A 20,344-nucleotide genomic window follows, 5' to 3' on the forward strand; every position below is an offset into this window, starting at 1 on the left:
AGGTGATTTATGAAACACTTATTCGGTATTTTTCTATTGCTATTGAGTTCTTTTGCGATGGCAAAGGACCCAATCTCCACCGGATTTTTTAGCAACAAAGCCGTTAGCGGTTATGACACAGTGGCTTATTTTACGGAAGGTCGTCCTGTGAAAGGCAGCTCAAAGTTCACCACACGTTATCAGGGTGCGGTGTGGCAGTTTGCCAGCGAAAAGCATTTAGCCATGTTCGAAGCCGAGCCTGAAAAATACGCCCCACAATTTGGTGGCTATTGTGCTTGGGCCGTGTCTGCGAAAAGTGATTTCGCTCCCTCAGATCCAAAACAGTGGGCGATTGTGGATGGCAAGCTTTACCTAAACTATGATGCAAAAATCAAAGCCCTTTGGGATGAAACGCCAGCATTACATATTTCCCAAGCGGATCAAAACTGGCCTCAAATGATAGGTAAACCATAATGAAGCGCAAAGCACTGACTCTAATCCCAAGTATTTTCATCGCATTCATTTTTGTTCAGTCCCTGTTTTTTAAATTCACGGGCTCTTATGAGACGGAGTTTATTTTCGGCACCTTGGGCCAATGGTCTGGTATCACGCTGTTTGGGCAATACGGGGCTTATCTAGTGGGCAGTGCGGAACTGGTTGCTGCCATACTACTGTTTACGCGTTTACATGGCTTGGGTGCCGTGATGGCACTAGGGACAATGAGTGGCGCTATCTTTTTTCATCTGTTCACGCCGTTAGGTGTCGTGATGCCGGCATTTAATGCCCAAGGCGATGTGGTTGGAGACGATGGCGGCTTATTATTTACCATGGCCTGTATTATTTGGTTCTGTGCCCTGTTTTTGATTTACCAAGACACAAAAAAGGATACAGGTATTCTTTTTAAATTATTAAAGAGAGGCGAGAAGTAGTGAGTCCTAGTCCTTTTCGTTTGCCCCGCTATACACCATTTGGTATTGGTGAGTCGTTCGTTGAATGGCTAACGGGTTTGTCCAAGCTGGATTCTTTTTATCAGCAACGACCAGAGAACCTATCCAGCTTTGAATTTATGCGTTACACCCTGAAAGCCCTTAATGTGGACTACAGTGTGGTCAGTGGCAGTCTAGACAATATTCCCAAAACGGGCCCTGTAGTGGTGGTTGCCAACCACCCACTGGGTGCGATTGAAGGTGTTGTGTTAGCGGCGTTGCTATCGACCTATCGACAAGATGTGAAAGTCTTGGCGAATCAAATGTTGAAACGCATTACCGAAATATCGGATCTGTTTATCGGTGTCGATGTGTTCGGTGGGCAGCAGGCGAAGAAAACCAATGCTTTAGCCATTCGCGATGCTAACCAGCATTTAACGGATGGGGGCTTATTGGTGTTGTTCCCAGCGGGGGAAGTGTCGACTTACCCAAAAGGCAGCTCACAATTGGCAGATGCCAAGTGGAGTAATTCCGCTGCTAAGTTTATTAAACGCGCTAAAGCGACGACTGTGCCGATTTTTATCGATGGTAAAAACAGCGCTCTGTTCTATCAAGCGGGACGCATACACCCAATGCTGCGTACCGCCATGCTAGGGAAAGAACTCATCAATAAAAAAGAGTCAACGATAGCACTCTCTATGGGAGAGGCGATTCCTTATAGTGAAGTGGCAGAGTTCACAAATGATGAAGACCTAGTGAACTATTTGCGCATCAATACTTACTTGATGGGGCCTAAAGTTGAAAGCTTAACGAGCCAAGCGGACCCTGCGCAGCAGCAAGAAATTATTGCTGCGTTGGCGCCATCGCGGTTACAAAATGAGATTGATGCTTTGCCTGCTTCTGCACTCTTGCTCCAGCAAGGTAGCTTCATGGTGTATTGTGCGCCAAGTCGCTCGATTCCCGATTTAATGCAGGAAATTGGCCGTATTCGTGAAGAGAACTTCCGCGCAGTCGGAGAAGGCACTGGCCTGTCTTGTGATCTTGATAAGTATGATGAGTACTATCATCAATTGTTTGTTTGGCATGCTGAAGAGCAAGAAATTGTTGGCGCTTATCGTCTCGGCTTGGTGGACGAGTTGATCAAAGCACGAGGTCTAGATAGCCTCTATTCACGCAGCCTGTTTAAGTATGATGAAGCCTTTATTGAGAGCTTAGATCATTCCATTGAGCTAGGTCGCTCGGTTGTCTCGGCCAAGTATCAGAAAAACTTGAACTCGTTATTGATGCTGTGGAAGGGTATTGCTAGCTTTGTATCGCGAAACCCGACTTACACGCATTTGTTTGGACCTGTGAGCATCAGTAATGAATACAGCCATAGTGCAAGGGCTCTAATGGCTGAAGCTCTATCAATCCATTTTTATGATCAGCAAAAAGCCGCCTTAGTGGCTGCCTCAACGCCACTCAAACACAGTGAAAAACCTTTTTGGCAGCCGAATTTACTGTCTGCCTTAGCCAGTGTTACGTTATTGTCGAAAGTACTGACAAAAATGGAGTCTGGTAAAGGTTTGCCCATCTTGTTACGTCAGTATTTAAAGATGAACGGTAAACTGGTTTGCTTTAATGTGGACCCAGATTTTAACGATACCCTAGACGGTTTAATCGTGGTGAACTTGAAAGATGTTCCGGTGAAAACACTGGCTAAATATATGGGAAGAGAGGAAGCTGAGCGTTATTTAGAACTGCCTTAAACTTTAATTTTATGGTCTTTGTTGTAGATTCTGGTATGGTTTTATTTTATTAGTCCTACAATATCAAACTGACCGTAAAGGCTTAGTTGTTCAATAAATGGAATATTATATGGATGCTAAGGTAGATGATGTACTTAAGTTAGATGATGTACTGAACGCGACGACTGTGGCGATCGCATGGAGTGATCGCCTGACGCAACTAGTTGAGTATGTGAACCCCGCCTTTGTCGATTTATTTGGCTACACACTGGAAGATGTTAAAGACTCTAATGTCTGGTTAAATAGCTTTTACCCTGATGCGACCTTCCTCAAAGATGTTTTTTTACCTTGGCGAGAAGCAGAAGATAAGCGACAAGATCAAGGGTTACCCGCCGCTCAGTTAGAACTTCAGGTACGCTGTAAAGATAATCGTGCCCGTTATGTGCGCTTACGCTACAAAATTGTAGGTAATAAGCGACTTATTCATTTTGTTGATATTACGGATTACTGGGTTACCTCTCAGCGTTTACGCTTGCGCAGTGAAATGCTGGATATGGTTGTGACAGGCTCAAGCCTGCCAGAAATGCTAGATGCCATCGTTAAGAAAGTACAAGATGAAATTCCCGACTCTCTTTGCAGTGTTCTGTTACTAGATGAATCAGGCAAGCGGCTAATGGTAGGCGCTGCGCCAGATATGCCGGACTCCTATAATAATGCGATTCATGGTATTGAGATTGGTGCAAACGTTGGCTCTTGCGGAGCAGCGGCTTTTCTCAATAAGCGGGTAGTGGTTGAAGACATTAATAACCATGAAAACTGGCAAGCCTACTTGCCGCTTACTCGTGATGCTGGTGTAGCTGCTTGCTGGTCACAACCTGTAAGGGGAACGAATGGGCGAGTAATAGGGACTTTCGCGATCTATCATACTAAGCCCACAGCACCCTCCGAAAAAGATATTGAACTTATTAACTTTGCGAGTAATCTTGCCAGCATAGCCATTGAAAACCGTACAAACCATCAAGCTCTTCAGTATCGTGCTTATTATGATCATCTAACTGGGCTGGCAAACCGAGGCTATTTCTTCGAGCAAGCAGAGGCTGCAATTGAAGCGGCAAGAGTGGGCCATCATTCATTGGCAATGATCATGATGGATGTTGATTTGTTTAAAGAGGTGAATGATCAATACGGTCATAAAGTAGGTGATATGGTGCTACAGGCGCTATCTTCCGCATGTACAGAAGAGTTGCGCAGCGATGACATTATCGGTCGTATGGGCGGGGAAGAGTTCGCTGTTATATTGTCGAATACACCCCAGTCACAAGTGTTGGAAGTTGCCGAGCGCTTACGCAGTAAGTTAGCATCTTTGAGTGTGGTCAGTGATGATCAAGTAGCTATTACATTTACTGCTTCACTGGGGGTTGCGTATACCCAGCAAGGAGATAAATGCTCGATAGATTCATTACTGGTTAAATCAGATAAAGCCTTATATAAAGCTAAAGAAGGTGGCCGCAACTGTGTTGTTTTAGAGACCTTTGAGCCACTCCTTATCGTGTGAAAGAATAATAACTATGTCTTCTTCGGATCAAACCCTTGCTACGAATGTTAAGCGTTATTTGGGGGCCTATAGTCCCCAAATCCAGCAACAAGTCCATTCCTTAATTGCATCAGGTAAATCGGCAGATTGGTTACTGAAAAAATACCCTCAAGCCCATGATCTAAGTTCAGAGCGGCAGTTATACGACTATGCCATGGCTCTTAAAAATCAGTTTATGCGTAGCTCTTCACCCATCAGTAAGGTTGTTTACGATGATAAAATACACGTCATCAACAACGCTTTAGGTATGCATACTTATGTTTCTAGAGTGCAAGGCAGCAAGCTAAAAGCCAAGCATGAAATACGGATATCTCGCCTTTTTAAAAACACCCCAGAAGCCATGCTGAGAATGATCTTAGTGCATGAATTGGCCCATTTAAAAGAAAAAGAGCACAACAAAGCTTTCTATCGTCTGTGTTGTCACATGGATCAGGATTATCACCAGCTAGAATTTGAGCTGCGACTATACTTGGCGCATAAAGCTGTCGCAGGGGATGTTTGGTAGTTTCTGTAGGCATAAAAAAACGACTGACATAGGCTATGTCAGTCGTTTTTTTGATAAAACTCGCTTTACGCTCGTGCAGATTTAAATGACATATCGCCATTGATGCTAGTGAGTTTCTTCGCTAAGTAGCTCAGTAACATGCCATACATTGGAATGAACAGACCTAAACTGATCAGCAACTTAAAGCCGTAATCCGCCAGTGCAATCTCTTGCCAATGCTGAGCCATAAACGCATCAGGGCTTTGGTAGAAGGCAATGCCGAAGAAAGCCAGTGTATCAAGACCGTTACCGAGTAGCGTCGAGGCAGCAGGTGCTATCCACCAAGCTTTCAAAGCGCGTAGGCGGTTAAATACTTGGATATCTAAGGCTTGGCCTAGTAAGTATGCAATTAAGCTGGCAATCGCAATACGTGCCACAAACCAATTAACGGTATTGAGAGAACTTAAGCCTTGGTATTCGCCTTGATAAAACAACACAGAGATAGCATAAGACAAAATTAGTGAAGGCAGCATAACAAAAAAGATGATTCTTCTTGCCAGTTGCGCACCAAAAATTCTGACCGTTAAATCGGTTGCTAGAAAGATGAACGGAAAACTAAACGCGCCCCACGTGGTGTGGAAACCAAAAATGGTAAATGGGATTTGCACTAGGTAATTACTAGAAGCAATGATTAGCAGGTGAAACCCAGCAAGGTAAAGCAGTGCCTTGCTCAGTTGAGCTTGATTGAATTGACTCATATTGTGGCCTTTTTCGTTAGTTTGGGGTGAGGGAACCCAAAGGGAAGTGTTTGCTTAAAATAGTATTTAGACAAAAACTCCAACTTTCATGATAAACATGCGATCCATGATCGAATGCGGAGCGAGATTATACATTAACTAGCGCTTCTGTCTATTTTTCAGACGATCTTTTTATTCTTCGTTAGCCGCACTGATGCGTTCTAAGCGTTCTTGTTCTTCTGCAAAGGCTTCTTTGATCTCCAAAAGTACTGAGTCCACGTCGGCGGCATCTTCTGGTTCATCAAATAGTCCAGTGAGTTCTGTGTCTGGGGTCAGTTTGCCTGACTCATAGATAGCCCAGATTTCTTTTGCAAACTGAGTGGAGAGCAGTTCTGGAGCGAACTGTCCGTAGTAATCGCGCATATTGTTAACGTCTCGTTCTAACATCCATTCCGCATGGTTGTTAGACACAGCATCGACCGCTTGGGGTAGGTCGATAATGACAGGACCATAGGCATCGACTAAGACATTAAACTCAGATAAGTCACCATGTACTAAGCCTGCACAGAGCATGCGCACAATGTCTCGAATAATGTCGGCAAAGTCTTCTCTTGCTTGATCCGCGGACATGGAAACATCGTTTAAGCGTGGAGCCACTTCACCGTCGTCGTCTCGGATCAGCTCCATAAGCAGCACACCGTCGAAACAACCGTATGGTTTGGGAACTCTGACGCCAGCGTCAGCCAATTTGTATAAGGCGTCTACTTCAGCGCTATGCCATAGGGACTCTTGTTCTTCTCGACCAAACTTAGAGCCTTTTTCCATCGCACGGGCACGGCGGCTATTGCGTACTTTTCGACCTTCGCGATATTGAACCGCCTGTTTAAAGCTACGCTTGCCTGCATCCTTGTAAACCTTGGCACAACGAATATCTGAGCCACAGCGAACGATATAAACCGTTGCTTCTTTACCGCTCATTAATTGTCGTAATACTTCGTCGACCAAACCATCTTCAATAAGAGGTTGTATTCTTTTTGGGATTTTCATGCTTCTCCTTATACACGAGACAGATGATAGATGAGTTTGGCGACAGAGTAAAAATGTCTCCAACAGTTCCCAATAAAATACTTATGAAAAGTGGTTCAGGATATATGTTGGTTGGATGAATCTTAGGGAATAGGGCTTCGATAGAGTGAAGCTCGGGAGGTGGCAGATAGCAGCAAACTCGTCTTTGCTCCTATCTGCCAGAGGCTTAAAGCACCCAGAGAATGTAAAGCCCTAGTAATGCATAAATTAAGCTACCTGCTTTGACAACCAGCAGGTATGTGCCATTCATGGCTGGTGACTTAATATAGTCTGTTCCGATCTGCCAGCCGGCTAAAACGGAGTTTAAGCAGATTACCAATAGGGTCACGCTAGAATAGAGCTTGAACCATAGAGGAGAGAACAGTTGCTGCCATTCCTCATACGAGGCGCCAACACAGATCACTTGGCTAATAAAAACAATCGCCCATAAACAAATCGCGGCATTGGCGATGCGTTGGAAAAGCCATTCCCTTGTACCACTGCGTTTACTGCTTGCTGATGTTACGCCCATAACCAAACTCCTGAAAGAATACTAAGTAAACCGGCGACCACCAGTACTGCAACTGAGATTTGCTTGCCAGATTCAAGTTCTTCGAAATGACCAAAGTCTTGAATGATGTGCTTGCTGGTGGCGCAAACGTAATAGCCCAATGCGGTTAATAGTCCCCAGACAATGAACTGCCCTAAGAAATGACCTGTGAAAAAGTCTTTCATAGACTGGTGCCCATCTGCAGAAGATAAGGAAACCAATAACACAGGTAAAAATATAGCGAGTCCTACCCATAAAATGACAGACGACACGCGATGTAAGATAGACACGAAGGCGGTTATTGGTAGCTTGATGGTTGCAATATCAAGGTTAACCGGTCTTTCTTTACTCATAGATTTCTCCAAATAAGAGTTAGGTGGCGAAGTTAAAACGATTATAGCGCACTGGGCTTATCTGATGCGCTGCTTTTTTTCAGGGTTGGGAAAGAATGCAGAACATTATTACGCCCAGAGTTCTTGGCAACATATAAATTCTTGTCAGCAACAGTAAATACCTCAGTGGTTGAACTGGCTTGCGATGAGAACGCAATGCCAATACTGACGGTAACCCCTGAACAAGGAGGCAGTTCAAAACTTTCGATCTCAGCGCGGATTTTCTCAGCCAGAGCAAGAGTTTGCTCTGTGGTACGATCCAAGGTTAATACCAAAAACTCTTCCCCGCCCCATCGACCAATCACATCTGTGTTATGAATAATACGACGCAACTTGGCAGCAACGCTAGTTAATACCGCATCACCCACGAGATGGCCATGCTGGTCGTTTACCTGTTTAAAATGATCAATATCAATGAGCAAAATAGCGTAATTGCTCTGATCATGATTTTCATCTAGTTGCAGCTTTTGGAAAATATTTTCGATGCCACGTCTGTTGAGTATGCGAGTGACCAGGTCGATATAAGCAAGGTCTTCTAATATGTTTACTTTCTCAACAACCTGAAGTGCCTTGATGCGTAATTTGACGACTGTCCAGAGCAGAACAATGTAAGCAAACTGGGCAACGGCTATGTTCATCACAACGCTTATCGAGTCAGACACATTATGATGCTGGATAAGAGCCAAATAATGCCCTAGCACTGTGAAGACAAAGACGATGATGGTTATGGTTGCGGCTCTTCTCACTTCTAAGAATAAGTAGGCGATAACATAATTTAGCCCCAGCCATTGAGCGGCATTGGAATACAAGCCACCCTCGCCTGCATGATGCCAAATACTCGAACTTAAAAGGTAACTGGCGACGATAAAGTAGGTGAATAAAAATAAGCGCTCTTGGCTCATCTTACTAAGCAGGCTAAGAAGATACACAAACACAAAGGCCGCAATACACAGAGGGTAAGCATGGGCATCAAATGTAGCGATCATGGCGCTGTTTGAATCCACTGCCCAGATAGTTGAAAAGCAAAAAATAGCGAGTAGCAATAAGCGACGAAACAGCGTCGGATTAAGGGTGGTGGTATTTTGCAGATCAGTATCTATCTGTTTGTGCATGAGTAAATTCTTATTATCGTGTACTGAAGAGGCGAAACTGCGCAGCATTATACAGGATTTTCACCAGTTGAGCGCTTTTTGAGCATTAGAAATACAGATAAGAGTGTTTTTACTCAGGGTATATAAGCGTCTACTATCGACGCCTATTCTTGTGTTTGTTGCCTCGGCTTTGCCCTAGAGCTTTGGCGCGCAAAGTCTTTTTAGAGGGGGCTCGGCTAGGCTTACCTGTTTGCTGATCTTGCCGAGGTTCAAAGCCTGGATACCACTGGCAAATAAATGACTCATCTAATAGCTTCTCAATGTCCGTTAACAAGTAACGTTCTTTTTCACACACAAGTGAAATAGCGAGCCCAGCTTCCCCTGCACGGCCAGTACGGCCAATGCGATGGATATAATCCTCCGCATTATAGGGAAGCTCATGGTTAATGACATAACCTAAGGCTTCGATATCAAGGCCACGGGCTGCAACATCTGTTGCTACCAAGGCGCGTACCTCACCATTTTTAAAGGCTTGCAACGCTTTGTCTCGTGCACCTTGAGATTTGTCGCCGTGAATAGCTTGCGCCTTGATACCGTCTTTGAGCATCTCTTTGGCAAGTTCGTCCGCACCTTGCTTGGTGCGCGTAAAAATGAGCACTTGTTGCCAATTCTTTGAACCAATTAAATAGGAGATAAAGGCACTTTTCTTGTCCTTATCTAGGCTATAAATGCGCTGTTCTATTTTATCGACACGAGTATTTCTCTGGCTAACTTCAATCAGCTTGGGCTGCCTAAGTAGGCTCTTACTTAGGGTGAAGACTTCGTCATTAAAGGTGGCAGAAAAGAAAAGGGTCTGTTTTTCATTGGGTAGCTTTTTTAAAATACGTTGTATATCAATGATAAAACCCATATCCAGCATGCGATCTGCTTCGTCTAGCACCAGAGTGTGCAGCTGGCTAACATCAATTAAACCTTTCATTAGCAGCTCTAATAATCGTCCTGGGGTTGCTACGAGAATATGGCAACCCGCCTGTAGAGCGCTTAACTGTGGGTTAATGCTGGCACCACCGTAGGCAACAACGGATTTTACTTCTGTATCTTGGGCATACCTCAAGACGCTCTGATGGACCTGTTGGGCCAACTCCCGAGTGGGGGTGAGAATTAAGCCATGAATCTGGTTTTCTAGTGGCGCAGATAGTAAACGGTGTATGAGGGGTAAAACAAAACTAGCTGTCTTACCCGTGCCTGTTTGTGCACCTGCCATAACATCATGATTCGCCAACACTTCTGGAATGGCCTCACGTTGAATATCGGTCGGCTGTTGGTATTGCAAACTTTCTAATGTTGCCAATAACGTGGGATGCAGGCCAAGTGCTGAAAAACTCATCTTTAATGCTCTTTTACAGAAGGAAGGGTTAACGAGGAGATCGTTTTACCAGGGTTAAACAAGAGAGTCCGTAAAGAACAATGATTAGCGCGGTGAACATGGAGGGTGGAAGACCCCAATGTAGGCTAATAGGGCGGATCATCACCAGACTAAACGCCACCGGAATGATCAGCAGTAGCATGCGTTTCATGCTGAGTGTGACTAAGAAGCCTTCATCACATGCATGGCATGGTTGCACTCTACGTAAGCTTTTTTTAAGCGAGGAAAAGGGGAGTTTTGTCTGGCAGTTGGGACATTTCATGGGAACAACCTAATTAACACTTAATAACCTGAAAGAGCCTTAGTTTGAAGGACTCTCTCAGAGGTTACAAGAAATACGTGTGTTTAACTCGGCATCTTCTCAAAGCTAGGTACGTCTACGAAACCTTGGTCCCAGTTACCGCGACTGTCGGTGAAAATATGAGCTTGCGGGCTAATTTCCACAGGCGTATTTAAACTCCCGGCAGGCACTTTTACTAAACCGCGAGCGGGGAGATCTGTTGGCAGGTTTGAACCGCAGCTGCGACAGAAGGTTAAGCTAAAGTTTGTTTCTGGATGCTGATAAAACTGTAGGTTTTCTGCACCACTCAACCAGTTAAGCTGTGCCCCAGGAGCAAACAAATTAGCGCAATGGGCACTCCCCGATGTTTTTTGGCAACGACTACAATGGCACAAGAAAAACTTCTTAAACTCGCCCTTCAGTTCGAAATTAGCTGTGCCGCATAAGCACGAACCAGTATAGGTCTTACTCATTTTAAGATACCTTTTTTGTCATAAATTAATCACTCTGAGTACGATTTCGCCCAGCACTTTTAGCACTATATAAGTGCTGATCTGCTAATTCAAATAAACTCACACCAGGCTCTAAATTGTGACTACAGGCGACACCCAGAGAAACCGTTAGTGGGTGCTTTTCAAGTGGCTGGTCCATGGTCATATTGAGACCAAACACTGCTTCTCTCATATTTTCAGCAATAATAACGGCCGCTTCTAAGTCTGTTGAGGGCAAAATAATGGCAAACTCCTCGCCACCATATCGTGCGACAACATCACAGCTGCGTTTGGCCTGCTGTTCTAATGTTTGAGCCACCCGCTTCAAACAGTCATCACCCGCTGTGTGACCATAAAAATCATTAAAATTTTTGAATTTATCTATGTCGCAGATAATAAGGGATAGAGGCTCTTTGGTTCGTTCAATCCGACTGAGCTCCCGTTGAAAAATCATGTCGTAATAACGTCGGTTAAAAAGCCCGGTCAGACTGTCGATGGTAGCACTGTGTTCGGCCTTAACAAGCTGGTGTTCTTTTCTTAATGCCCAGATGAGGCAAAGTTCAATGATAATAAAGCCTAGTATGCCGTATAGGATATTCATGGCGAAGGTGCTGCGAAAAGCCAAGACCATATCCGAAACATCGCTCCATATAAGAATAAACCCTGCAGGAGTCGAATCGGCTTTTTTAGAGCCTTGGTAGTCATAGAGTGGAAAATAAGCGCTGGATAAAAACTTCTGACCATTTTGAACCACATGTGCTTCGGGGGCGTTAAAGCTCTGATTAATGGTTATTTGGTTGAATACTTGTTGTGTGATTTTTGTGGTCGTGGATGAGGCCTCAAGGTAGTAGGGGGCATCAGGGTACCGGTTAAACCTAGCTTGCAAATACTCTTTTTGCATTCTTGCTTCTAAATAGGGTTTTGAAAGGAAAACTGCGGCATCAAAATCAAAGTTATTTGCTAACACAGGTAGCATTTGATCGAACGAGGTACCTACTTCCACTGCACCAACATATACCTTTTGTTGGCTTTCTGGGTCTTTTGCCCAGATAGGTGCAACTCCTTTTAGGCCGCTGTATATTTTGCCTGTTTCAAAACCAAATTGAGGGCGCCTTTCCGCATTGGTATCGACCACGGCACATTGTAAATGCTCCATTTTATCACCGAACAGGTCGGGTTTATGGACGCGTAAAAAACTCATATTGTCTGGCGCTAGATGGTAGTGTAATTGACGAACTTGGAAGGCTTGGTTCATTTTCTCCCAAGCTGGTTGTAGCTTGTTTAGAAGGGCCTGCCGAGCTTGCATTGCCTTTATTTTGTTACTATTGCCTGTTTGCTCTAGGGCTTTTTTCCCCGTTAATAGTATTTGATTCCACTCTTCTTGCTGACTAATAAAAGTAGCGAGTTGTAGCATGCTTTGGTAAGACATCTTTATGGCAACATCGAAGGCTCTATGATGGTCTTCAGCATGGTGTTGAATATCTGAGTGTAGGGTTTTTCGGGCATTCATATAGTTTAACGAGACAAAGCAAATGTCGAGTAGCAATATGATTGCACTGAGGCATAAGAAGGACTTTTTTGAATACCTTATATCGAGTCGTAGAGGCATAATTCTGCTCATCCCTTGTCATGATAAAAGTTATGCAGGGTGACGCTTTTATTATTTTATGCTTAATAGTCTAGCGGTTTGTTGGGGAAATTGAATCAATATTTGATAACAACTGAATCTAAGACGATAGATTAGGCTATTTATTGCCTGTTTTTTATACTAAAGTTGTACCTTCACATTTGCTTTCGCTCGATAAAATATGCCGTTTTTTGTTTTTCCCATGCGCTTTTTAATTTTTTTCTTGGTGTTTCTCTTTTCCCATCAGAGTGTAGGGCAGGAGCCTGTAAACTTATCTGGCAAATCTATCGAATTTGAAGATAGCGGCTTATGGCGTTCCCTTGATGGTACGTCTAATGGCTCCTTACTTCCTCCTTGGGAAAACGACACGTCAAACACTGCTAATGCATCGATTGTGGGTCATTCAGGTGTCTATGTGACGGATATACCGATTACCTCTAGTCGTACGCAAACCTGGTATGTGGTATTAACGGCTAATTTTATGGATGAAGGGGATGCTTATTGGCAGCCAGAAAACGGCAAACTGAAATACATCGCGAACTTCTCTCAACTGGATGCCTTCTCCATCCCAAAAGCCATGCATGTACAAAGCTTCCCTCTGGCTCTTCAGGCAAATGAAAGCGGTAGGTTATGGATACGTATTAAAGCTAAGCATTACCCAACACCTGCGCCCATTGTCATTCATTCAGCGCAAAGCTTTTATCATTACCAGTTTATCGTCAATACTGTAACCAGTGGTGCTGTGACTGTCATGTTAACCTTGGCATTAATCTCGCTGGCATTTGGCATGAGAACCAAACAAAGTTTGTCCATTTTATGTGCTGGTTATGTAGGCCTACATGGTATTGGTTGGGCGATGGCGGCTGGCTTAATGGGCAGCCTATTAGGGCCTTTACCGATCAATTTAGCTTATGGTGGTATGTATTTATTCCCACTCGCGATTGCTTTTGCGGCGCTATTTACTCGTAAGTTGTTTGATACACAGGAGACTGCCCCTCGTTTAGCGAAACACCTTATGCTATTCACTAAAATGTGCCTAGGTACTGGTGTATTTATGCTGTTTACTCCTTTTCAGTGGGCGTTTTACTTATCCCATGTTATCGCTATGATTTGGGTGCCTCTTAGTTTGTATGTGGGCTTTCACCGTTTGTCCAAGCGAGATTTTAGAGCGAAATATTATCTGGTAGGGAACCTGCTTTATGGTGCGTCACTGTTTTATTTCCTTGCTTCGCATACCCATATTATTCAGGGTTTAGTCTACCCAGAGCTGGTGGTTTTAGTTGCTCTAGCGATTGATTGTGTTTGTATTGTTTTGTCTTTATCCGAGTGGCTTAAATTGCGCCAAAATGAGTACCAACAAATCTTATTTGAAGCGCGAATAGATTCTCTTACGAAAGTGGGTAACCGCTTTTCATTGGATGAAAAGCTCGCCACGTTAGACAACAAAAAATACTTGGTTGTCTTCATCGATTTAGATGGCATGAAGCAGATCAACGACAGTATGGGCCATGAAGCTGGCGATACCTTTCTTATCGAAGTAGCGAACTTGATGAAAAGCGCCTTGGGGCCCTATGGTAGTGTTTATCGCTCGGGCGGCGATGAGTTTGTTTGGCTAGTCGTCTCCGACGAAGCCATAAGCACTGAGCAGGCGACAGAGATAGAAGATATCGTTCATCAGATTAATAGAAAGCTACGGGTGCGCTGGCCAGAGGCGGGTTTGAGTTATGGGATCTCGACCAATGAAGAAGCCAATGATCAGTTTGAGTGTTTAGCTTATGCGGATCAAAGCATGTACGAGCATAAACTATCAAAGCGCCAAGTAAGCCAATAAAACTTTGCGTACTTGGCGCTCTCATCTTTAGATCTTAAAGTAATTAATATCCTTGGTTAGCTTAGTCGATAGCTGATCTAAGGCTAACGTTTCTTGGCTGCTGGCTTTAAGAGAGAGGCTGCTTTCTTTGGACATATTGGCAATTTCTTGAATTTCTTCGTTGATATTCACCACAGTAGAAACTTGCTCCGAGGTTGCTTCAACAATTTCCAATACCCGCTGCAAAGAGTCTTTCGATTGCTCCTGAATATTGGTTAGCAACTCACTGGCTTCATGGGTGAGTGCTAAGCCATTCTCGACTTGCGGCACAGTGGTCTCCATCGCTTTCACAGCTGCTAACGTATCTTCTTGTACTTGGGTAATCATTTTTTCGATATCCCCAGTTGCTTCACCTGTACGCTGTGCGAGGTGTCTTACTTCATCAGCAACCACAGCAAAGCCACGACCAGTTTCACCCGCACGGGCGGCTTCAATAGCTGCGTTAAGCGCCAATAGATTTGTTTGATCAGCGATTTCACGGATCACGTTGATAATATCGCCAATGTCACGAGTGCGTTCTTGCAAACGATTCACCTGGCCTACCGTGTTGTTCACTGTACCGGCCACTTTTTCGATTTCGTTAGCGACTTTTTGTACCGCTTCTTTACCCTGTTTAGACAGATCAGCCGCTATGTCAGAGTTATTGGCTGTTTGCTTAACCTTTTCTGCAATATCGTTAATGCTTAACTTCATTTGATTAAGCTTATTAACAGCAGAGTTGGTGTATTCCAGTTGTGTGTCTGCCGCAACAAGTGATTGCTGAGTGCCTGTGGCAACCACAGCGGAACGCTGAGAGAGCTCATTTGCTGAGGTGACAATGCTGTTGACGGTGAAAACCAGCTGCTTTTGCATGATTTCCACTGAAGACATCATGCTGTCATCACAACATGAAGAAACTTTGCCTCGCAAATCCCCTTTGGCGATTTCTGCGATAACAAGGGCTGCTTCGTGAGGCTCGCCACCAACAGAGTTACGGATTCTAACGCTGATTAAGTAAGCAACATACACTGCAATAATGGTTGCTAAGCTTGTTAGGCCTATCATCCAATTTTGGAAGTTACCTGTGACCGCTCTGGTTTCATCCGTTGCTAACTGGTTGGCAGACTCTTCTAGATTGATGAACTCATTGATGACGGCTAACCACTCCGTAAAGGCGGGTTTCGCTTGATTGAGCAGTAAGTTTTGAGCTTGCTCAAGATTTTGGCCTTGTTTGGCCTGAATGATCTGTTTAATCAAGGGTGAGGTTTTGCTCTCGACAGCTTGAATCTTTTTGTACAAAGCGCTTTCTTGCTGTGTCATGGTGAGTTTAGGTGACGCCATCAGCTTGACCGACTCCTGATAGAAACTATCCAGCTCTTCGATCATGGTGACGGACTTAGTTAATTCTTCAGCATTGCGTGACAATACAACGTCTCGAATCGCAATCGCTCTATCATGAACACTGCCACGGAAGTTAATGGCATGACGTTGTTTGATGGAATTTACGTCGTTAATCTGCGTAATGGTGTCATCAATGAAGTTAACACGATGAACACTAATTACAGTGAGCACTAACATCATAATGATGGTGATGCCAAAACCTATAATAAGGCGGGTATTAATCGTCATGGAGGAGATCCTAAAGGCAATATGGTTCGAGTTGAGCTAAGTGTAGCCGTAAATTATCGAGGTGTAGTGTGGGCTATCCACACAAGGAGAGCAAACAAATAAAAGCTATGATAAAGATAGCCAATTTGTTGTATTAAGAGAAGTTTTTAGACAACAAATTGGTACTTTAGCATAAGGCTCAAAGAGTTAATGCGTGGCAATTGTATTGAAAACAGCTTGTGAAATTAGGTTTTTATTTACCTGAGTTGGTGGTACAGCTTGCTCAAACCAGAAGCTCATTGGCTGCTCAAAGCCTATGCCGTGCATGTAGTTATACAAGGCTTTACGAAGACCCTTGCCGAGCATGTCATGGTCTGTGCCGGTGGGGTCTGTAAAATCAACATCATTCTCGGCAAATTGGATGTTGGAATGGGGCTTTAATGTAATGCCATAATCTTGTGGGCGTATGCCGATTGGGCTGTGTACGGTTGCCGCAAAGCGATGCCAATAGGCGGATTGAAAACAACCTTGGGCCATCATTTGTCGCACCATCTCCAGTGAATCGACAGTTTCTTGATCGGTTTGAGTTGGGAAGCCATACATCAAGTAGGCGTGTACCAAAACATCTGCATCGCTGAAGGCCTTGGTGACTCTCGCGACCTGTTCGACACTGACGCCTTTCTTCATTAACTTTAACAATCGGTCCGAGGCGACTTCTAAGCCGCCACTAACTGCGATACAGCCTGAGTCTGCCAGTAACTGACAGCGCTCTGGTGTGAAGGTTTTTTCAAAACGAATATTGCCCCACCAGCTGATCACCACACCGCGCTCAATAAGTCGATTAGCTAAGGCAAACAAAGCTTTTGGGGGCGCGGCTTCATCGACAAAGTGAAAGCCAGTTTGGCCGGTTTCCTCGATAAGCTCTTCAATACGATCAACCAGTAAATCGGCCCCAGCGGCATCATAACGGTCAATATAATCTAGGCTGACATCACAAAAGCTACACTTACGCCAGTAACAACCATGGGCAATGGTGAGCTTATTCCAACGGCCATCACTCCAAATACGGTGCATAGGGTTAAGCATGTCACATAAGGATAAATATTCACTCAAAGGCAAACCATCGTAGATTGGAGTGCCTACGTCTGACTGAGGAATATCATGCAGCTCTTTGTTGTCGTTCAAATGCACATAGACCTGCCCCTGCTCGTCTTCGGCAAGAAAATAAGTACGTACTAATTCGTCTAACTGGCGCTCACCAGCAAAGTATTCTAATAAAGTCATGAAGGGGCGCTCCCCATCATCAAGGCAAATAAAGTCCACGAACTCAAACACACGAGGGTCTTTTAGGGCGCGTAGCTCGGTATTTACAAAGCCACCACCTAATACCACCGGCAAGTCTGGATTAATGGTTTTACAAGTTTGCGCAATACGCAGAGCCCCAAGCATATTGCCGGGAAAAGGCACGGTGAGCGCCACCACACTAGGTTGGGTTTCTTGTAAATACTGCTCAACTAATTGCTCGAGTATCTCTGCACTAAAACTTGGTTCATCTAGCAAGGTGTTATAAAGGTCATCAAAGCTTGGGTTGGCGGCGGCTAAACGCTCCCCGTAGCTACTGACTTGAAAGTCCGGATCGACCCCTTGGCTAATGACTGCCGACAAATCATTGATGAATAAGGTGGCCAAATACTTGGCTTGGTCTTGAATGCCCAGATTACCAAAGGCAGTTTTTAAAATGTCTCCAGACACGGCTTCCATTTGCCCTATGGTGTCAAAGGCGGGGCCTTCCGGTAAAAAGCGTCGTGAGACAATGCGCAGGGCAAGGCTTGAGTCCTTGCCCTGTAAAAAACGAATGACAGGCTCAACACAAAGACGATAGCGGTCGAATTCGGCCAAAAAATTGAAGATGACATCTGGCAACTCTTCATCCGCGAAGGCTTCAAAATTGGCTTCAACGTGCTGGCGAATAATGTCCAGTGCAGGCGCTGTCATCATCTCCAAGAAAAGCTCAATGGCAGGGTCTCTTTGTGTCGCCTCATAACCCCGTGAGCGTAAAAAGCCCGTTAAATACGCCGTTGCTGGATAGGGCGTATTGAGTTGCGTCATGGGGGGAGTCATTAGAAGAACGGTCATAGCCTGCCTTTAAGCGTAACAACTGAAAAATAATAGGCATTCTAGCAGTAAAGAGAGGCCATAGCCTGCTAATTATCTAGTATAGGGGTAAGGTAACCACTGCCTAGTTGCTGCATCTGACGCTCTACCCAATCGACCCTTTGACGCAGGTTTGGTGTTAAATTGTTTGGATCGCGTGTTCGAGGGCTGGGCAATAACACGGCTAATCTCGCAGCTTGATTGCCTGTTAGATGACGGGCAGAGCGGCCAAAATAATACTGGCTCGCAGCATCGATACCATAAATGCCTTGACCGAATTCCGCCACGTTCAAATACACTTCTAAAATACGTTTTTTGCCCCAAATGACCTCAAGGCTCATGGCTAACCCCGCCTCTAACCCTTTGCGAATAAAACTTCGCCCCGGCCAGAGGAAAAGGTTCTTTGCCGTTTGTTGAGTAATCGTACTGGCACCACGCAGGCCTTCGCCATCATCGTATTGACTGAGGGCTTTAGTGATAGCAACAAAATCGACTCCGAAATGCTGAGGAAAACGCTGATCTTCGGAACCAATAATCGCTAACGGAACCTGAGGTGGCAGCTTATCAATACTGATCCAATGGTAAGTGACAGGATAATCACTTTGCAGCATGAACGCCGTAGTTGGGGGTGGTACAAAGCGGAACAACAAGAGAATCAAGGTAAACACAACTAAAGTACGCCACAGGATAGCCCATGCTTTATTGAACATACTCTGTTTGCGCTTTGCCATTTAGAGTCTCTTATTGAATAACGGCTGCTAAGTATAGCAAGCTGGACGTCGTGCTGTTCATGAAAGTTACGGTATAGGAAGAACATGCTGAAAATTAAACAAATCTACATTTTTAAGCGCATAAAAGTGTGGATTTTTACTTTTTAATGCGCATAAAAGTGTTATTCTTTATGGGTTCTTCAATCTCAATCGCTGGAGATACTCCATAATGAAGCGTACGTTACTTGATAAGCTTATCCATTGGAAAAAACAAACCACGAGAAAACCGATACTTATTGACGGCGCAAGGCAGACAGGCAAAACCTTTCTGTTACAAGAGCTCTTCGGCCAGACTTTTCCAAATAGCCTACGCATCGATTTTCTGGAAACGCCTAATTTAAAAGACGCTTTTAATGGCTCGTTACACCCAGATGATATTCTGATGAACATAGAGCTGATCACGGGACAAACCTTTAACCCCGAAACAGATCTGCTCATTTTAGATGAAATCGGTGAATGTGAATCCGCTGTCACATCACTCAAATATTTTGCCGAGAAAGCGCCCACTTATTACATCGCGGCCAGTGGCTCCAACATTGGCTTATTAAATAGCTTTCCAGTTGGTAAAGTAGAGCAACACAATTTACGACCACTCAGCTTTTTAGAGTTTTTATACGCCTCTGAAGAAAAAGCCTTAATAAAAGCCTTTGAAGCACAAACTAACTCGCCTGCGGCTCACTCGAAACTCTTCGATAAACTGACCGATTACTACTTTACCGGCGGTATGCCAGAAGCTGTAGCGACTTGGTTTGCTAACAAAAATGACAGCATCTTAGCGCGCATTGAAAAAGTGTCGAAAGTACAAGCAGACCTAATTGAAGGCTATCGACGGGACTTTGGTAAATACTCAGGGAAGGTGAATGCACAACTGATTGAGTCGGTATTTAATAGTATTCCTGCTCAATTATCCTCCGTGATGGATGAATCGGTTAAGCGGTTTAAATTTAAAAACATTGTTGAACGTAAATCACGCTACAGTGATTTTGAAAGCGCCATACATTGGTTGAGCCGTTGTCGACTTGCTTTACTCAGCTACCCAATAGAAGGTCGACCAAGATCACCACTCGCCGCTTACAAAAAAGATAACCTAGTCAAACTATTCTTGTTTGATGTTGGTTTACTAAACCACATGCTCGGCACCCAGTACCAAGAGCTCAAACAGCAAAGCTATGAATACAAAGGCTACATTGCAGAGAATTTTGTACAGCAAGAACTCACCACACTAGGAATCGATCCAAGCTATTCATGGAACGACGCTCGTGCAGAAATAGAATTTTTATTAACCAACGAAGAAGGGAAAATCATTCCCGTAGAGGTGAAAAGTGGAAAGCGTACACGAGCCAAATCGCTTCAATCCTACATAACCAAATGCCAACCACATAAAACATTCAAACTCACAGGAACACAAGGCTCATCTGAACTAGAACAAACCAACATCGTCATGCCGCTTTATTACGCGATGTATTTAATAGAGAAATGGTAGATGTTGTGGTTAAACAGGTTCTCTTGCTTCAAGAGAACGAGTCTTTTTAGAGAAATGCATTCTTACGGCTCATTGTGAATTTTTAAGATAATAGACATCGTATAGATATTG

The 20,344-nt window shown here is 44.2% G+C and carries 18 protein-coding genes; 7 read left to right on the forward strand and 11 right to left on the reverse strand.

Annotation, left to right across the window (positions count from 1 at the left end; translation table 11 throughout):
* Nucleotides 1–9 precede the first annotated feature (9 nt).
* From ACUM5Y_RS08985 to ACUM5Y_RS09005, 5 genes are all read left to right on the forward strand, one after another.
* The gene (locus ACUM5Y_RS08985; RefSeq protein WP_445976537.1) at nt 10–453 is read left to right on the forward strand and encodes a YHS domain-containing (seleno)protein; all 444 of its coding nucleotides are present in this window, start codon (nt 10–12) and stop codon (nt 451–453) included.
* Nucleotides 453–908, forward strand: coding sequence for a hypothetical protein (locus ACUM5Y_RS08990; protein WP_445976538.1), 456 nt, complete (start codon nt 453–455; stop codon nt 906–908). Before ACUM5Y_RS08985 ends, ACUM5Y_RS08990 begins: the two co-directional genes overlap by 1 nt.
* Nucleotides 908–2,653, forward strand: a complete 1,746-nt coding sequence (locus tag ACUM5Y_RS08995) for a bifunctional lysophospholipid acyltransferase family protein/GNAT family N-acetyltransferase (RefSeq protein WP_445976539.1) — start codon at nt 908–910, stop codon at nt 2,651–2,653. The genes ACUM5Y_RS08990 and ACUM5Y_RS08995 overlap by 1 nt, the downstream gene beginning before the upstream one ends.
* Before the next feature lie 109 nt (nt 2,654–2,762).
* Nucleotides 2,763–4,187 (forward strand): sensor domain-containing diguanylate cyclase, encoded by a 1,425-nt coding sequence (locus ACUM5Y_RS09000; protein WP_445976540.1) that lies wholly within the window; start codon nt 2,763–2,765, stop codon nt 4,185–4,187.
* 13 nt (nt 4,188–4,200) lie between these two features.
* Nucleotides 4,201–4,731, forward strand: a complete 531-nt coding sequence (locus tag ACUM5Y_RS09005; protein ID WP_445976541.1) for a M48 metallopeptidase family protein — start codon at nt 4,201–4,203, stop codon at nt 4,729–4,731.
* Between the two features lie 65 nt (nt 4,732–4,796).
* On the opposite strand, the gene ACUM5Y_RS09010 is transcribed toward ACUM5Y_RS09005, so the two are convergent.
* The 8 genes from ACUM5Y_RS09010 to ACUM5Y_RS09045 form a co-directional block, all read right to left on the reverse strand.
* Nucleotides 4,797–5,468, reverse strand: coding sequence for a 7-cyano-7-deazaguanine/7-aminomethyl-7-deazaguanine transporter (locus ACUM5Y_RS09010; RefSeq protein WP_445976542.1), 672 nt, complete (start codon nt 5,466–5,468; stop codon nt 4,797–4,799).
* A gap of 171 nt (nt 5,469–5,639) precedes the next feature.
* On the reverse strand, nt 5,640–6,494 hold the full coding sequence (locus tag ACUM5Y_RS09015) for a PA4780 family RIO1-like protein kinase (protein WP_445976543.1): 855 nt from the start codon (nt 6,492–6,494) through the stop codon (nt 5,640–5,642).
* 205 nt (nt 6,495–6,699) lie between these two features.
* Nucleotides 6,700–7,044, reverse strand: a complete 345-nt coding sequence (gene sdhD / locus ACUM5Y_RS09020) for a succinate dehydrogenase, hydrophobic membrane anchor protein (protein ID WP_445976544.1) — start codon at nt 7,042–7,044, stop codon at nt 6,700–6,702.
* Complete coding sequence (gene sdhC / locus ACUM5Y_RS09025; RefSeq protein ID WP_445976545.1) at nt 7,035–7,415, reverse strand: succinate dehydrogenase, cytochrome b556 subunit; 381 nt, start codon at nt 7,413–7,415, stop codon at nt 7,035–7,037. The genes sdhD and sdhC overlap by 10 nt, the downstream gene beginning before the upstream one ends.
* A 41-nt stretch (nt 7,416–7,456) precedes the next feature.
* Nucleotides 7,457–8,566 (reverse strand): GGDEF domain-containing protein, encoded by a 1,110-nt coding sequence (locus tag ACUM5Y_RS09030; RefSeq protein ID WP_445976546.1) that lies wholly within the window; start codon nt 8,564–8,566, stop codon nt 7,457–7,459.
* 133 nt (nt 8,567–8,699) lie between these two features.
* The gene (locus tag ACUM5Y_RS09035) at nt 8,700–9,932 is read right to left on the reverse strand and encodes a DEAD/DEAH box helicase (RefSeq protein ID WP_445976547.1); all 1,233 of its coding nucleotides are present in this window, start codon (nt 9,930–9,932) and stop codon (nt 8,700–8,702) included.
* Between the two features lie 384 nt (nt 9,933–10,316).
* Complete coding sequence (locus tag ACUM5Y_RS09040) at nt 10,317–10,724, reverse strand: GFA family protein (protein WP_445976548.1); 408 nt, start codon at nt 10,722–10,724, stop codon at nt 10,317–10,319.
* Between the two features lie 25 nt (nt 10,725–10,749).
* Nucleotides 10,750–12,252 carry a sensor domain-containing diguanylate cyclase gene (locus tag ACUM5Y_RS09045; protein ID WP_445976549.1) on the reverse strand — a complete coding sequence of 501 codons (1,503 nt, stop codon included), beginning with the start codon at nt 12,250–12,252 and terminating at the stop codon, nt 10,750–10,752.
* A 319-nt stretch (nt 12,253–12,571) separates the two neighbouring features.
* On the opposite strand from ACUM5Y_RS09045, the gene ACUM5Y_RS09050 reads away from it, so the two are divergent.
* A complete protein-coding gene (locus ACUM5Y_RS09050) occupies nt 12,572–14,200 on the forward strand; it encodes a sensor domain-containing diguanylate cyclase (RefSeq protein ID WP_445976550.1) in 1,629 nt (542 codons plus the stop codon).
* A gap of 27 nt (nt 14,201–14,227) precedes the next feature.
* Here ACUM5Y_RS09050 and ACUM5Y_RS09055 read toward each other — a convergent pair whose 3' ends face one another.
* The 3 genes from ACUM5Y_RS09055 to mtgA all read right to left on the reverse strand — a co-directional run bounded on the left by ACUM5Y_RS09055 (nt 14,228) and on the right by mtgA (nt 18,711).
* Nucleotides 14,228–15,847, reverse strand: coding sequence for a methyl-accepting chemotaxis protein (locus ACUM5Y_RS09055; protein WP_445976551.1), 1,620 nt, complete (start codon nt 15,845–15,847; stop codon nt 14,228–14,230).
* A gap of 186 nt (nt 15,848–16,033) precedes the next feature.
* Nucleotides 16,034–17,962, reverse strand: a complete 1,929-nt coding sequence (locus ACUM5Y_RS09060; RefSeq protein ID WP_445976552.1) for a B12-binding domain-containing radical SAM protein — start codon at nt 17,960–17,962, stop codon at nt 16,034–16,036.
* Nucleotides 17,963–18,030: 68 nt separating this feature from the next.
* Nucleotides 18,031–18,711, reverse strand: coding sequence for a monofunctional biosynthetic peptidoglycan transglycosylase (mtgA, locus tag ACUM5Y_RS09065; RefSeq protein ID WP_445976553.1), 681 nt, complete (start codon nt 18,709–18,711; stop codon nt 18,031–18,033).
* 208 nt (nt 18,712–18,919) lie between these two features.
* Between mtgA and ACUM5Y_RS09070 the strand changes: the two genes are divergently transcribed.
* A complete protein-coding gene (locus ACUM5Y_RS09070) occupies nt 18,920–20,233 on the forward strand; it encodes an ATP-binding protein (protein WP_445976554.1) in 1,314 nt (437 codons plus the stop codon).
* The last annotated feature ends 111 nt before the right edge of the window (nt 20,234–20,344 follow it).

The sequence above is a fragment of the Marinomonas dokdonensis genome (assembly GCF_052747885.1).